Source organism: Achromobacter dolens (genome assembly GCF_902859745.1).
Taxonomy (GTDB): domain Bacteria; phylum Pseudomonadota; class Gammaproteobacteria; order Burkholderiales; family Burkholderiaceae_B; genus Achromobacter; species Achromobacter dolens.
On record NZ_CADIJW010000001.1, the window covers coordinates 457,711 to 471,866 of the forward strand.

The following is a 14,156-nucleotide window of genomic DNA, read 5'->3' on the forward strand; positions in this document are numbered from 1 at the left end:
GCGCGCGTCATTAATACGAGCGTCAATCACATTGAGAATCTTTACTGGTTCGGCGCGGACCACTACCAGGGGCGCGCACGAGCCGAGTCGGACCTTGCCCGACCGGCCCGAAATATAGCAAAAATTGGCGCCAATCCAAACGCGGTAAATTGGGGTCGTGGCAAAAACACGCCACCGCCCGCCAGGACCGTGCGCCCGATGGCGCGCGCCGGCATCGCGTCGAATCCGTATAAGATGTGAAATTGGCGCCAATTTTTAGCGGGAACAATCATGGACACACTCGATCAGCAATTGCTGGGTCTGTTGCGCGCCGACGCTCGCGCAACCGTCGCGACCCTGGCCAAGAAGCTCGACGTATCAAGGGGCACCATCAACAACCGCATCGCCCGCATGGAAGACGAGGGCATCATCGTGGGCTACACCGTCCGGCTGCGCCCCGAATCCCAACCCGACCAGATCGGCGCCTGGATGAACATCGCCGTCGATGGCAACGAAACCCGCCGCGTCGTCAGCATCCTCCTGGGCGACCCCGCCGTCGTCGCCCTGCACGACACCAACGGCCGCTGGGACCTGCTGGCCGAACTGCGCGTCGCCAACATCGAGGAAATGTCCCGCGTCCTGGATCGCGTCCGCCTCATCAAGGCCATCTCCGCCACGGAAACCAGCATCCACCTGAAAAGCTACAAGCTCGATTGAGCCCTGCCGCCCATCTTTGCGACCGTCCCTCCCAGAGCGCAAAATCGCCGCTCTTGTCTCTGCCCTTCCTGTTGACGACGCCTACGTCATCTCCGCAAACCCGGACGTCGACGCCGCACCGCTGAACGCCCAAAAAGGCCGCCCGCGCGGCCGCCTTGGGCGACCCCGCAAGATCTTCCTACTCCACACAACATCGCCACGAAGCCCAAGCACGTGACACATCCCGGCGGCGTCTCGAAACGCGCTGACGCAGCGGGGTGGCCGGGCCGGGCGGAGGGCGGGGCGTGTAGATGCGCCCAAGGGAAACCGTAGGGAGCCGAAGGCGTACGAGGTTGACGCAGGGGCAGTCCGGAGCGAACGCTCCGGACCGCAATCGTAGCCCCGCCCTCCGCCCGGCCCGGCCACCCCGCGTCAAAAGAACCACAGCCCTAGCCGCCCGACCCATCCCCCCGGGGCAAGGTCAAGAACCACCCGTTAGGGATTCCCCCCGCTTGCCCCCACCCACACCTGGTTCCTAAAATTGGCGCCAATTTAGTCAACCATACCCGCCCGCAACACCCCCCCCCCCGGCACACCCCGCCCGGGAATCGAGGAAACCATGCAGTCCACCGCAGCACCCGCCCTGGCCCCCGACGCCGCCCGCGCCCGCGCCATCTACGACCTCGGCCACAGCACCGTCTTCGCCTCGCGCATCGACCCGCGCTTCTCGTACTGCATGTACGTCCCCCCGCACATCGACCAGGCCAAACACCCCATGGAGCTGGTCGTCATCATGCACGGCACCGGCCGCGCCTTCGTCGAATACCGCGACGCCTTCGCCGAATTCGCCCGCTGGAACGACTGCATCGTGCTGTGCCCGCTGTTCCCCGTCAGCCCGCTCGGCGACGGCAACCGCGACGGCTTCAAGCAACTGATCGAAGGCGACATCCGCTACGACCACATCCTGCAAGGCATGGTCGCCGAAGTCGGCGAGAAATTCGGCCGTGACTTCAGCCGCTTCGCCCTGTTCGGCTATTCCGGCGGCGGCCAGTTCGTCAACCGCTACACCCTGCTGCACCCCGAAACCCTGTGGGCCACCTCGATCGGCGCGCCCGGCTCGGTCACGCTGCTCGACCCCACCCAGGACTGGTGGGTCGGCGTGCGCGGCGCCGAGGCCCGCTTCGGCAAGGCCGTCGACATCGAGGCCCTGCGCCAGGTCGCGGTGCACATGATCGTCGGCAAGGCGGACCTGGAGACCTGGGAAATCACCCACCGCGAAGGCGGCAAGTTCTTCATGCCCGGGGCCAACTCCGCCGGCGCCACGCGCCCCGAGCGCCTGGAATCGCTGCGCCGCTCTTTCGAGGCGGCTGGCGTCAAGGCCGTGCTGGACGTGGTCGACAACGTGCCCCACGACGGCCTGAAGTGCGTCGGCCAGGTGCAGGACTTCCTGGCCGCCGAACTGCGCAAGCTGCGCAATGAATAACGTCGACAACCCGATCGGCGGGCGCGCGAGCGCCTGCCTGCCGCGATAGGAGAGGGCCATGCTGCGTTTCGCGCTATCCCGTATCGTCATGGCCATTCCCACACTGCTGATCGTGGCGGTGGCGGTGTTCGTCATGATCCGCCTGATTCCGGGCGACCCCGCGCAATTGCTGCTGGGCGACCTTGCCACGCCGGCGGCCCTGGCCGACCTGCGCGCGCGGCTGGGCCTGGACCAGACCTGGCCGACCCAGTTCGGCATCTGGTTCGGCAACATGCTGCACGGCGACCTGGGTTCGTCCATCAACACCGGCCAGCCCGTGCTGCCGCTGGTGTGGGACCGTTTCCTGATCAGCGGCCGCGTGGTGCTGGTGGCCGTGCTGTTCGCCGCCCTGGTGGCCGTGCCCGCCGGCATGATCGCGGCGTGGAAGCAGAACAAGGCGCCCGACCTGATCCTGGTCGGCACCGCCACGCTGCTGGTGTCCATTCCCACCTTCTGGCTCGGCCTGCTGCTGCTGATCTTCTTCGGCTTGAAGCTGCAATGGCTGCCGGTGGTGGGCTACGTGTCGATCGGCGAAGACTGGAAGGCCGGCCTGCTGTACCTGGCCATGCCGATCCTGACGCTGTTCCTGCACGAGATCGGCGTGCTGATGCGCATGGCGCGCGCCAGCACGCTGGAAGTGCTGCGCCTGGACTACATCACCCACGCCCGCGCCAAGGGCCTGTCGGAATCCGCGGTGCTGATGCGCCACGCCTTCCGCAACGCCTTCGGTCCCACCTGGACCCTGATCGGCCTGGTGCTGGGCAACCTGCTCGGCGGCATCGCCGTGGTCGAAACCGTGTTCACCATTCCCGGCCTGGGCCGGCTGCTGGTGGATTCGATCTTCGCCCGCGACTATCCCGTGATCCAGGGCTGCCTGCTGTTCGTCGGCGTGATCTACGTGATCGTCAACCTGCTGATCGACCTCTGCTATCCCATCTTCGACCCGAGAGTGACCGCCGAATGAAAAAGCGAATTGCAGCTAACGCGCTGATAGGCGGCGTGATCGTGGCGGCGATGCTCGTCGCGGCCATCATGGGCGCCTTCTGGACGCCGCACGACCCGCTCAAGATCAACTTCGTGGCGCGGCTCAAGCCGCCCGGCGGCGACTTCCTGCTGGGCACCGACGAGTTCGGCCGCGATGAACTGTCGCGCCTGCTCGCCGGCGCGTCCAGCAGCGTCTGGATCAGCCTGCTGACGGTGGGCTTCGCCATCATCGCCGGCACCATTGTCGGCACCCTGACCGGTTTCGTGCGCGGCTGGACCGACCGCATCATCATGGCCTTCAACAACGCCCTGCTTGCCTTTCCCGGCCTGCTGCTGGCGCTGGGCCTGCTGGCCGTGGTCGGCGCCAACAAGTACGGCATCATCCTGGCGCTGGGCCTGGCCTATACGCCGTCGGTGACGCGCATCGTGCGCGGCACGGTGCTGTCGCTGCGCGAGAAGGAGTTCATCGAATCCTCGCGCGTGCTGGGCAACTCCGAGCTCTACACCATGGTGCGCCACGTGCTGCCCAACTGCGTCGCGCCGTTGACGGTGCTGGCGACCTCGATGTTCGGCTGGGTGATCCTGGCGGAAAGCGCGCTGTCGTTCCTGGGCCTGGGCGTGCCGCCGCCGGCGCCCACCTGGGGCAACATGCTGGCCGCCGCCCGGCCGTTCATGGCGCAGGCCTCCTATCTTTCCATTCTTCCGGGCCTGGCCATCGCGCTCGCGCTGCTCGGGATCAACCTGCTGGGCGACGCGGTGCGTGACCGTCTCGATCCCCGCATGAGGGGCGTGCAATGAGCGCACTGGTTACCGTATCGAATCTGTCCCTGACCGTCGGCCGCGGCGGTCGCGAGATCGTCAGCGGCGTGTCCTTCGAGGTGGCGCCGGGCGAAATGGTCGGCATCGTCGGCGAGTCCGGCAGCGGCAAGACCCAGGCGGCGCGCGCCATCATGGGCCTGACGCCGCCGCCGCTGGTGGTGGCCGGCGGCTCGATCCGCTTCGAGGGCGTGGAAGTCACCCAGGCCCGCCCGGCCGAGCTGCGCAAGCTGCGCGGCGCGCGCATCGGCATGGTGTTCCAGGAACCCATGACTTCGCTCAATCCGTCCATGCCCATCGGACGCCAGTTGGACGAGGGCCTCAAGCTGCACCGCCGCGACCTGTCGACGGCGCAGCGCCGCGAACGCATCCTGGAGATGCTGCGCCGCGTCGGCATCCGCGATCCGAAGGCCGCCGTCGAGGCGTGGCCGCACGAGTTCTCGGGCGGCATGCGCCAGCGCATGATGCTGGCCTCGGTGATGCTGCTGGAGCCGGCGCTGCTGATCGCCGACGAGCCCACCACCGCGCTCGACGCGGTGGTGCAGCGCGACGTGCTGGAACTGATGGTCGACCTGACGCGCGAGCACAACACGGCCGTGCTGATGATCAGCCACGACCTGCCGATGGTGGCGCGCTACACCGAACGCATGGTGGTGATGCAGCACGGCAAGGTGCTGGAAACCGGCACCACCGCCGGCATCCTCGAGCGCCCGCAGCATCCCTACACCCGCAAGCTGCTGGACGCCATGCCGCGCCGCCTGCCGGCGCGGCCGCCGATCCAGGAAGCGCCGATCGTCGAGGTCAGGAACCTGGTGGTCGATTATGCCGGCCACCAGCGCCTGTTCTCGCGCACCGGCGCCAAGCGCGCGCTCAATGGCATCGACCTGCACGTCAAGCCGCGCGAAGTGGTGGCGGTGGTGGGCGGCTCGGGGTCGGGCAAGACCACGCTGGGCCGCGCCATCGCCGGCCTGCTGGCGCCGACATCAGGCCAGATCCTGTTCCGCGACCAGCCGGTCAGCCGCCGTTCCCCGGCCTGGCGCGACTACCGCCTGAACTGCCAGATGGTGTTCCAGGACCCGTATTCGTCGCTCGACCCGCGCATGACCATCGGCGAGCTGGTGGGCGAGGGCCTGCGCATGCTGGTCGACATGCCGGCCGCCGACAAGCGCCGCCGCGTCGACGAAGTGCTGGCCGAAGTCGGCCTGGGCTCGGAATACGCCAAGCGCTTTCCGCACGAACTGTCGGGCGGCCAGCGCCAGCGCGTGGCCATCGCCCGCGCGGTGGTGCGGCGGCCGTCCTTCGTCATTGCCGACGAGCCGGTGTCGGCGCTGGACGTGACGGTGCGGGCGCAGGTGCTGGACCTGTTCGCCGACCTGCAGGAGCGCCACGGATTCTCGTGCCTGTTCATCAGCCACGACCTGGGCGTGGTGGAACAGGTGGCCGACCGGGTGGTGGTGATGCGCGACGGCGGCATCGTGGAGCAGGGCACGCGCGACACGGTGTTCGACCAGCCGCGCGAGGAATACACCCGCAACCTGCTGTCGGCGATTCCCGCGCTGGAATCGACCGAAACCGGCGGCGTGCGCCTGCGCTGGCGGCTGGACCAGCCGGAGCCGTCGCGAGTTACGGCCTGAGGGGACGGGTCCGCGCCGGGCGGAAGTTCCGTTGCGGCGCGGACTTATGCATAAAATACGCGGTTTGGATTTGATTCACGGGAGTGGTCCATGCCGAAAGCGGCGGCGACACAGCCGGGCCTGGTTGACCGTATTGCCCTGGATATTCAGTCGGGGGTATACGGCCCTGGCGCGTGGCTGAAACAGATCGATCTGCAGGAACGCTACGGCGCCAAGCGCCTGGACGTGCGGCGGGCGCTCGATCAATTGACCGCCAAGCGGCTGATCGCCCACATCCCGAACCGGGGCTATCACGTTTATACGATGGACCCCGATCAGCACCTGCAGATCCGCGACATCCGCGTGCTGCTGGAAACCGGCGCGGCGGCCGACCTGATGCCCAACGTCACGGCGGCCAAGGTGCGCGCCCTGCGCGCGCTGGCCGAGCGGTTTTCCAAGCTGTTGCAGGACGGCACCCTGCTGGAGCAGTACGAGGTCAACCTGGCGTTTCACGCCGGGATGTACGACATGTGCTCCAACCGCGAATTGGCGGCGCTGATCCAGGAAACCCGGGCGCGCGGCCCGGCGGCCCCCGCCAAGGAATGGGTGACGCGTTCGCGCATCGAGATCTCGGCGCGGGAGCACTTCGACATGGTAGAGGCGCTGGAAGCGCGCGACGTCAAGCGCCTGCAGAAGATCATCGCCCAGCACGTCGGGCAGGACATTTCCTGACCCCCCGTGGGCGCGATGGCCCGGTTTTCGCGGCGGCCTTCCTGAAAAGGAGGCCGCCGCGGTCATTTCGGGGCCGTCTTCAGGGATACCCCGGATACCGCCCCAGCCGCAAGTCTTCATAATGGGCAGCTATTTTTGGCGCCAATATAGTTATGAATCCGGCGCCGCATGCCCCCGGGGGATTTCCACAATGCACCACCTTCCTGTTTCCCAAGCGCTCGCGCTCAGCCTGGCCCTGGCCGCCGCGGGCGCGGCCCATGCCGCCACCCTGACCATCGCCCAGCCGGCCGACATCCGCTCGACCAATCCGGGCGTCAACCGCGACAACACCACCGACGGCGTGGTGCTGAACATGGTTGAGGGCCTGGTGGGTTACCGGGAGAACGGCACGGTGGCGCCGCTGCTGGCCAAGTCGGTCGACCTGTCCGAAGACGGCCTGACCTATACCTTCAAGCTGCGCGACGGCGTCAAGTTCCACAATGGCGCCACGCTGACCTCGGCCGACGTGCTCTGGAGCTGGCAGCGCTACATGGATCCGAAGACGGACTGGCGCTGCCGCAGCGACTTCGACGGCCGCAACGGCCTGAAGGTCACGGACGTGACCGCGCCGGACGCGCAGACGGTCGTCATCAAGATCGACCGCAAGTCGGCGGTGTTTCTCGATTCGCTGGCGCGCACCGACTGCGGCATGACGGCGATCCTGAGCAAGGATTCGGTCAACGCCGATGGCTCGTGGAAGCAGCCGGTCGGCACCGGCCCGTACCAGTTCAAGGAATGGAAGCGCGGCGAGTACGTGCTGCTGACCGCGTTCAAGGACTACGTGTCGCCCGGCGCCGGCGACAAGCCGGACGGTTACGTCGGCGCCAAGCGTCCGCTGGCCGACGAGGTCCGCTTCCTGGTGGTGCCGGACCCGTCGACCGCCAAGGCCGGCCTGGTGTCGGGCGCGATCGACGCGAGCCAGATCACCATTACCGACGTGGCCGAGCTGAAGAACAATGCGGCGGTGTCGGTGATGAGCCCGCACGACGCCACCAAGCACACGCTGCTGTTCCAGACGCAGGATCCGGTGCTAAAGAACGTCAAGCTGCGCCAGGCGATCGCGGCGGCGCTGGATATTCCGCAGGTGGTGGCGGCGGCTTCCGAAGGGCTGGGGCAGTTGAACAATTCGGCGGTGTACGCGGGGTCGGCCTACTACCAGGAAGCCGAGAAGCGCACCTACAAATACGATCCGGCGCGCGCGCAGCAGTTGCTCAAGGAAGCGGGCTACAAGGGCGAGCCGATCGTGATCTACGCCAACAAGCGCGCGCATGTGCCAAGCTACCAGGTGGCGGTGATCGCGCAGGCGATGATGCAGGCGGTGGGCATCAATGCCAAGATCGAGGTGCTGGAATGGGCCACGCAGTTGGACCGCTACAACACGGGCAAGTACCAGATCAGTTCGTTCACGTTCTCGTCGCGGATCGATCCGGCGCTGAGTTTCGAGCAGTTCGCGGGCGACAAGAGCAAGCAGCCGCGCAAGGTCTGGGATGATCCCGAGGCGCAGAAGCTGATCGACGAGAGCTTCCTGGAGTCGGATCCGGCGAAGCGGCAGAAGCTGTTTGACCAACTGCATGCGTTAATGCTGGAGCAGACGCCTTTGTTGGTGCTTTATAACGGGGCGGATGCTTGGGCGACCAACAAGCGGGTGCAGGGGTTTTCGGTCTGGGAGGGGAAGCCGCGGGCCTGGGAGACTAAGATCGTTGGCAAGTAAGTCGCTTTTTTCGGGCGGTCTCTTTTTGGGGCCGTCCGGGGCGGCGTTGGCCTGGCGTGCGCGGGGCTACGATTGCGGTCCGGAGCGTTCGCTCCGGACTTCCCCTTCGTCATCTTCGTCACAGCCTGCGGCTGTTCCTTCAGATTCCCTCGGGCGCATCTACACGCCCCGCGCACGCCAGGCCAACGCCGCCCCGGACTCCACCGTTGAAGCTTGACGGTTGCCGGCGCGGTTTTTTTCTATCATGTGCTGCAATGCAAAGAGGCCGCTTTTCGCGGCCTCTTTGCTTGGCGTTGCGCGGGTTACTTCGCCACGCGCTCCACTTCCCAGGCGCGCGGCTTCTTGACGGCCCAGGGGGTGTAGCCCTGGATGTCGCTGCGGAAGGCGCCGATGTCCAGGCCGTTGTAGAGCGGGATGCTGGGGACGTCGGCCAGGAACAGCTTGTGCAATTGGTCGAAGGAGGCCTGGCGCTTGGCGTGGTCGGTGTCGACCGAGGCGGCGTCCAGGAGCTTCTGGGCGTCGGGATTGTCCCAGACCTTGCGCGGCTGCTTGGCCTTGTCGCCGGTGACCATTTCGTAGTTCAGCGCCGCGTCCAGGCGGGCGGAGTACGGGAAGGTCATCATCTGGTAGGTGCCGGCGTTGTAGCGGTCGAGCTGGGTGGCCCATTCGGACACGGACAGCTTGGCGTTGATGCCGACGGCCTGCAGCATGGCCTGGATGATGACGGCGGAGTTGTACGACTGCGGGTAGCGCTTGGTGGTGATGAGCTCGATCTCCTGGCCCTTGTAGCCGGCTTCCTTGAGCAGCTTCTGGGCCAGCGCCGGGTCGTATTTCCAGCCTTCCTTCTGGGTGGCGTCGTGGTAAGGCGAGACCAGCGGGACGATGGAGTTGTTGGGCTTGGCCAGGCCTTCGGTGACGGCGGCGGCCAACTGGTCGTAGTCGATGGCGTGGGCCAGGGCCTGGCGCAGCTTGGGATTGGACAGCAGCGGGTCCCTGGTCTGCAGCAGCAGCGCGGTCATGCTCATGACCGGCGCGTAGGCGACCTTGACGTTGGGGGTGCCTTGCAGCACCGGCACGTCATTGTTGGAGACGTCCTCGATGATGTCGATGTTGCCGCGTTGCAGGGCGGCCTTGGCGGTGGAGTCGTCGGGCACGATGACGAAGCGCACTTCATCGACCAGGGGGCGCTTGGAGCCGGTGTAGCCGTCGCGCTTGCCGTCGCGGTTGGCGTAGTCGGCGAACCGGGTCAGGCGCACATATTCCCCACGCTTCCATTCGGCGAAGACGAAGGGGCCGGTGCCGATGGGCTTGTCCCAGGTGCCGTCGGCCTTGACCGAGGCTTTCTGCAGGATGCCGGTGCCGCCACAGTCGGCGCGCGCCAGCGAGGCCAGGAACAGGCTGCTGGGTTTTTCCAGGTGGTAGACCACGGTCTGGGCGTCGGGCGCCTCGACGCCGGTGACCTTGACGGTGTCGCGGCCATCGAATTCGCTGGCGCAGCGCCAGCCGGCGTTGGCGGCGGTGTAGTGCTGCCAGGTCCAGAGCACGTCGGCCGAGGTCAGCGGCGCGCCGTTGTGGAACTTGACGCCCTGGCGCAGCTTGAAGGTGTAGGTCTTGCCGTCGGGGCTGATGTCGATGGATTCGGCCAGCAGGGGGCGCACTTCGGCATCCTCGCCGTAGGCCACCAGACCCTCGACGATGTGCAGCACCACCGCGTCGCTGTTGCTGTCGCGGTTCACGCCGGGCTCGGTCGAGCGGATGTCGGCGGTGAACGAGATGCGCAGCGGCGCGGGCGCCTGGGCCAGCGCGGAGCCTGCCAGCGCGCCCAGCGCCAGGGCAACCGCGGTATTCAGGAGTTTTGTTTTCATCGATGCGTTTCCAGGGGTTGCGAGGGCGGCCCGGGGGGATCCGGCCGCCACCGGCGGTCAGTGGACCGGGAAAGCTTCAGGCCGCGGCCAGCAGCTCGGGATCGGCGTCCAGGCTGTAGCGGGTAAACGTGCGGTTCAGCGCCGGCAGCGGCGCCACTTCCATGAGGCCGGCGGCCGGCTCCATGACGACCATGGCGACGGTGGCCGACAGATTGTCGTGGCTGCCGGGGCGCGGCGGGCGGCAGACCGAGTAGGGCGTGCCGAAGTCGTCGAACAGCGCGCGCTTGAGGTCTTCGCGCGTCAGCTTGTCCTTCTCGTTCAGCAGGCGGCGCACGCGCCAGTCGCGGTAGGCGCTCTCCGGGGTGCTGGCGCGGCCGGTGTCGCGCAGCTTGCCCAGGGCGACTTCGCTGACCCAATGGTTGGCGTGCACGATCAGGTCATCGGCGCCCGGGTAGATCGGGAAGGCTTCATCGGTGGTGCACTCGTAGTCCACGCCGAAACCCGCGGCCATACCGATCATGATGTTGTTCGAGCACGACTTCTGGGTGGTGCTGACGGCCTTGATGGCCAGCGCGAAGTGCTCCTGCTCCAGCACCTTGCGGCGGATCAGCGACAGCGGCACGCCCAACTGGCGGAAGTCGCGGTCGGATTCCAGGTAGTTGGCGGTGATCGACACGCCGGCGCTGTTCAGGCCGCTGCGGGCCAGTCCGCCGGCCTCGACGAAGGTCAGAATGTCCGGGCCGTTGTCGTTGCGCACGCGCAGCACGATGGCGGTCTCGGCGCATTCGGCGCGCCAGTCCCAGTTCTGCCCATGGATCAGGCGGCCGTTGGCCGAGCGGGTCGGCAGGATCAGGGCGCCGGTGCAGCCGTCGCCCGGTTCGAGTTCGGCGGCTTTCTTCTTTTCGGCGCGGGCCTTGGCGATGACTTCGGTGCGGGCGTTGACCATCACGATGTCTTCGAAGGGCACGTTGGCGCCGGCGGCGATGCCGCGCATTTCCTCGAGGTAGTGCGGCGCGAAGTTCTCGATCTCGCGGGCGAAGCTTTCGATGAGGCGGGTGCGCGCCATGGCGTCATAACCCAGATCGACCAGCGTCTGGCCGTACATGGCGGCGCTCTTGCGCACGCGGTCGGCGGCCTGCTGGCCATAGGCGCGGCCGCGAGCCTCGGGGGTACCGGAGACCGATACGAAGGGGAATTGGGTGATCTGGGTCATGGACGGATAGCGGCGCGCGGCGCCGTGAGGTCGGGGAAGGGGAGAATGTTGCAAAAATATTAGCTTATTTTGGCGCCAATATTACCGAGGGTTTGCCCGAGGATGAAGCGCTGGCACGACGTGAGCGCAGACCGCCGCCCCATTGCCGGGGTGCCACCCGCCGGGCGGGCGGACAGGCGTGTCGGCAGGGGCGCGCGGCATCGTCAGGGGCGCGCCGCGTGTTCGCGCGCCAGATCGCCGCAGCGCGCAAAACCGGCGCCGGCGGCGCGCAGATGGTCGAGCAGCCGCTCGACCATCTGCAGCCGCGCGGCGCGTCCCACGCCGTTGTCGGCGCGCGGGTGCAGCGTCAGGCAGGCGTAGCCCTCGGCGGCCAGCAGGGCTTCGCCCTGTTCGGCCAGGTGCGCATAGGCGCGGTCCTGGGTGACGCGGCGGCTGAAATGGCTGGCGTCACACAGGCCTTCGCTCCAGGGCAGTTCAACCATGCCCGGCGCGCCGTCGGCGTCCAGCGCGTAGGGCGCGTCGTCGTCGATGGCGCTGCTGTCATAGCGGTAGCCCAGCTCGCGCAGCAGTGGCAGGGTGCGCGGGCTGAAGCCGCCGCCGGTCCAGCGAAAGCCCTGCGGCGCCTGGCCGGTCAGCGCCGCCAGGCGGTCGCGGCCGCGTTGCAGCACCTCGGCCTCGCGCTCGCCCAGCGTGGCCAGGTCTTCGAAGGCGTTGCCCTGCGAGGCGGCCTCATGACCGTCGCGCAGGCTCTGGTCCAGCAGGTCGCGGCAGCGTTCGGCCTCGAAGGCCGGCCAGAACAGGGTGGCGCGGATCTGCTGGCGCCGCAGCATGTCCAGCACCCGCGCCAGGCCGCCGCCATAGGTGTAGCGGCCGTGACCGTCGCGGCCGTGCAGCTCGTGTTCCGGGCGGGCGGCGGCTTCGGGGCCGATCCCCTGCACGTTGAGGGTGACCAGTACGGTCTTGGTGGCCATCATGCGGTTCTCCAGGCGTCGGGGCGGGCCAGGCAGTGGCGGGCCAGCGCATCCAGCGTCATGCAGTGCACGTCCGGCTGGGCGCCGACGTAGGCCAGGAAGCGGTCCATGGCGGCGGCGCGGGCCGGCGTGCCGGAGCCGCCGGCGGCCTTCGGGTGCACCGTCAGGTGGATGTAGCCCTCGGCCTGGCGCAGCGCTTCGAATTCCTCGATCCAGTTGTCGCAGGCCTCGGCGGCCAGGCTGTGGCCGGTGAAATAGAACGGATAGTCATCCAGCGACACCGTGTTGTTCGGCAGCATGACGAAGTCATCGTTGCCGCCGGCCGGCAGGTAAGGGCGGTCGCGGTCCTTTTCGCTGGCGTCGTAGCGGTAGCCGAGCCGCCGCAGCGTGGGCAGGGTGCGGTGGCTCTTGCGGCCCGACGGCGAACACCAGCCCACCGGCGTCACGCCCAGCCGCTGCTGGATCAGGCTGTGGGTCTTCTCCAGCAGCGCGGGTTCGTCCTCGCCCAGGTCCCAGGCTTCGTGCAGGTAGCCGTGGGCGGCGATCTCATGGCCGGCGGCCAGGATGGCGCGGAAGGTGTCCGGGTAATGCTCGACGTCGTAGCCGCAGGCGAAGAAGGTCGCCGGCATGGCGTGGCGCGCCAGGATCTCCAGGTGGCGCGCCACGCCGCGGCGGATGGCGTAGCGGCCGGCGGTATGGATGCCCCCGCCGGGGAACTGCTTGCGGCCGACCTCGACGGCGGGGCCGTCGACGTGCACGGTCACGCACACCACGGCCCGCACCGGCGGGGCCGATGGCGCGCGCCGGCGCTCGGCGCGCAGTTCATGGTCGAGCGCCAGCCAGGGATTGGCGTCGGCGTCCAGCGGGACGCCACAGGGAATGGCTTGCATCAGGTGGCCTTGATATTGGCGTTCTTGATCAGGGTGCGCCATTTCTCGCTTTCGGTGGCGACGAAACGGCGCAGTGCTTCCGGGGTGCCGCCGTGCAGTTCCAGCCCGTTCTGCGTAAGCTGGGCCAGGGCGGGTTGCTTGAGCGCGCTCTGCACCGCGCCGTTGAGCGTATGGACGATGGCCGGCGGCGTGCCGGCGGGCACGAACACGCCGTTCCAGCCGATCGCCTGATAACCCGGATAGCCGGACTCGGCCACCGTCGGCACGTCGGGCAGGGCGGGCGAGCGAGCGGCGGACGTCACCGCCAGCGGCCGCGATTTGCCGCCCTGGATGAACTGCTGCTGGTTGATCACCACGTCCATCAGCACCGGGAACTGGCCGCCCAGGAAATCGTTGACCGCCGCCGCCGCGCCCTTGTAGGGCACGCCGGGCAGGTCGAGGCCGGCCGTGGCCTTGAGCAGTTCCATGGCCAGGTGCGCCGAGCTGCCGTTCTGCGTGATGCCGTAGAAGTACTTGCCGGGGTTGGCCTTGATGAGGGCGACGAACTCCTGCAGGGTCCTGGCCGGGAACGACGGGTGCACCACCAGCACGTTGTTGTAGTAGCAGACCATCGAGACCGGCTCGAAGTCCTTGATGGGGTCGTAGGCGATGTTCTCGTACAGGCTCTGGTTCACGGTGTGGGTGCCGGTGGAGCCGAGCGCGACGGTGTAGCCGTCGGGCGCCGAACGCGCCGCCTGCTGGGTGCCGATGATGCCGGCCGCGCCGCCCTTGTTGATCACCACCACGCTCTGCTTGAGCGCTTCGCCGATGCCCTGGGCCAGCGGCCGCGCCACCAGGTCGGTGCCGCCGCCCGCCGGGAACGGCACGATGAACTGGATCGGGTGTTCCGACGGGTAGCCGGCCGCGCGGGCCGCGCCGGGACGGGCGAGCGCGGCGCCCGCCAACGAGGCGGCCGACGCCGCCATGAATTGCCGGCGGCTGATGCCGCCGGGCCTGCTGCTGGACTGCTTCATGCGATTTCCCCTTGGATGTGCATGCCGGGCGAGGCGGGCCGCGGACTTTTTTCTGTCTGCTGGTCTGCTGCTTAAGTATCATTATTCGATAAAAAACAATCTTAACCAATTA

Annotated in this window: 12 protein-coding genes; 7 read left to right on the forward strand and 5 right to left on the reverse strand. The window is 67.7% G+C overall.

Annotated features, from left to right (window positions below; genetic code table 11):
- Nucleotides 1–270 precede the first annotated feature (270 nt).
- The 7 genes from HV783_RS02015 to HV783_RS02045 all read left to right on the forward strand — a co-directional run bounded on the left by HV783_RS02015 (nt 271) and on the right by HV783_RS02045 (nt 8,092).
- Nucleotides 271–696, forward strand: a complete 426-nt coding sequence (locus HV783_RS02015) for an Lrp/AsnC family transcriptional regulator (protein ID WP_047992161.1) — start codon at nt 271–273, stop codon at nt 694–696.
- A 598-nt stretch (nt 697–1,294) separates the two neighbouring features.
- Nucleotides 1,295–2,158, forward strand: coding sequence for an alpha/beta hydrolase family protein (locus HV783_RS02020; protein ID WP_054501630.1), 864 nt, complete (start codon nt 1,295–1,297; stop codon nt 2,156–2,158).
- Nucleotides 2,159–2,216: 58 nt separating this feature from the next.
- Nucleotides 2,217–3,161, forward strand: coding sequence for an ABC transporter permease (locus HV783_RS02025; protein ID WP_006393367.1), 945 nt, complete (start codon nt 2,217–2,219; stop codon nt 3,159–3,161).
- Entirely contained in the window at nt 3,158–3,979 is an 822-nt protein-coding gene (locus tag HV783_RS02030) for an ABC transporter permease (RefSeq protein ID WP_049071983.1), read from the forward strand. Before HV783_RS02025 ends, HV783_RS02030 begins: the two co-directional genes overlap by 4 nt.
- On the forward strand, nt 3,976–5,631 hold the full coding sequence (locus tag HV783_RS02035; RefSeq protein WP_175188612.1) for an ABC transporter ATP-binding protein: 1,656 nt from the start codon (nt 3,976–3,978) through the stop codon (nt 5,629–5,631). The genes HV783_RS02030 and HV783_RS02035 overlap by 4 nt, the downstream gene beginning before the upstream one ends.
- Before the next feature lie 90 nt (nt 5,632–5,721).
- Nucleotides 5,722–6,342 carry a GntR family transcriptional regulator gene (locus tag HV783_RS02040; protein WP_049071990.1) on the forward strand — a complete coding sequence of 207 codons (621 nt, stop codon included), beginning with the start codon at nt 5,722–5,724 and terminating at the stop codon, nt 6,340–6,342.
- Nucleotides 6,343–6,532: 190 nt separating this feature from the next.
- On the forward strand, nt 6,533–8,092 hold the full coding sequence (locus tag HV783_RS02045; RefSeq protein ID WP_175188613.1) for an ABC transporter substrate-binding protein: 1,560 nt from the start codon (nt 6,533–6,535) through the stop codon (nt 8,090–8,092).
- Between the two features lie 302 nt (nt 8,093–8,394).
- Here the strand turns inward: HV783_RS02045 and HV783_RS02050 are convergent, their stop codons facing one another.
- The 5 genes from HV783_RS02050 to HV783_RS02070 all read right to left on the reverse strand — a co-directional run bounded on the left by HV783_RS02050 (nt 8,395) and on the right by HV783_RS02070 (nt 14,044).
- Complete coding sequence (locus HV783_RS02050; RefSeq protein ID WP_175188614.1) at nt 8,395–9,957, reverse strand: ABC transporter substrate-binding protein; 1,563 nt, start codon at nt 9,955–9,957, stop codon at nt 8,395–8,397.
- Nucleotides 9,958–10,033: 76 nt separating this feature from the next.
- Nucleotides 10,034–11,170: a C45 family autoproteolytic acyltransferase/hydrolase gene (locus HV783_RS02055; protein WP_054501626.1), complete on the reverse strand. Its 1,137-nt coding sequence runs from the start codon at nt 11,168–11,170 to the stop codon at nt 10,034–10,036.
- 203 nt (nt 11,171–11,373) lie between these two features.
- On the reverse strand, nt 11,374–12,144 hold the full coding sequence (locus HV783_RS02060; protein WP_175142139.1) for a polysaccharide deacetylase family protein: 771 nt from the start codon (nt 12,142–12,144) through the stop codon (nt 11,374–11,376).
- The gene (locus HV783_RS02065; protein WP_175188615.1) at nt 12,141–13,031 is read right to left on the reverse strand and encodes a polysaccharide deacetylase family protein; all 891 of its coding nucleotides are present in this window, start codon (nt 13,029–13,031) and stop codon (nt 12,141–12,143) included. Before HV783_RS02065 ends, HV783_RS02060 begins: the two co-directional genes overlap by 4 nt.
- Nucleotides 13,031–14,044 (reverse strand): Bug family tripartite tricarboxylate transporter substrate binding protein, encoded by a 1,014-nt coding sequence (locus HV783_RS02070; RefSeq protein ID WP_064526008.1) that lies wholly within the window; start codon nt 14,042–14,044, stop codon nt 13,031–13,033. The genes HV783_RS02065 and HV783_RS02070 overlap by 1 nt, the downstream gene beginning before the upstream one ends.
- Nucleotides 14,045–14,156: the final 112 nt, after the last annotated feature.

Coding starts and splice junctions, on each gene's coding strand:
- HV783_RS02015 (WP_047992161.1), top strand. CDS start 271: ATGGACACACTCGATCAGCAATTGCTGGGTCTGTTGCGCGCCGACGCT.
- HV783_RS02020 (WP_054501630.1), top strand. CDS start 1,295: ATGCAGTCCACCGCAGCACCCGCCCTGGCCCCCGACGCCGCCCGCGCC.
- HV783_RS02025 (WP_006393367.1), top strand. CDS start 2,217: ATGCTGCGTTTCGCGCTATCCCGTATCGTCATGGCCATTCCCACACTG.
- HV783_RS02030 (WP_049071983.1), top strand. CDS start 3,158: ATGAAAAAGCGAATTGCAGCTAACGCGCTGATAGGCGGCGTGATCGTG.
- HV783_RS02035 (WP_175188612.1), top strand. CDS start 3,976: ATGAGCGCACTGGTTACCGTATCGAATCTGTCCCTGACCGTCGGCCGC.
- HV783_RS02040 (WP_049071990.1), top strand. CDS start 5,722: ATGCCGAAAGCGGCGGCGACACAGCCGGGCCTGGTTGACCGTATTGCC.
- HV783_RS02045 (WP_175188613.1), top strand. CDS start 6,533: ATGCACCACCTTCCTGTTTCCCAAGCGCTCGCGCTCAGCCTGGCCCTG.
- HV783_RS02050 (WP_175188614.1), bottom strand. CDS start 9,957: ATGAAAACAAAACTCCTGAATACCGCGGTTGCCCTGGCGCTGGGCGCG.
- HV783_RS02055 (WP_054501626.1), bottom strand. CDS start 11,170: ATGACCCAGATCACCCAATTCCCCTTCGTATCGGTCTCCGGTACCCCC.
- HV783_RS02060 (WP_175142139.1), bottom strand. CDS start 12,144: ATGATGGCCACCAAGACCGTACTGGTCACCCTCAACGTGCAGGGGATC.
- HV783_RS02065 (WP_175188615.1), bottom strand. CDS start 13,031: ATGCAAGCCATTCCCTGTGGCGTCCCGCTGGACGCCGACGCCAATCCC.
- HV783_RS02070 (WP_064526008.1), bottom strand. CDS start 14,044: ATGAAGCAGTCCAGCAGCAGGCCCGGCGGCATCAGCCGCCGGCAATTC.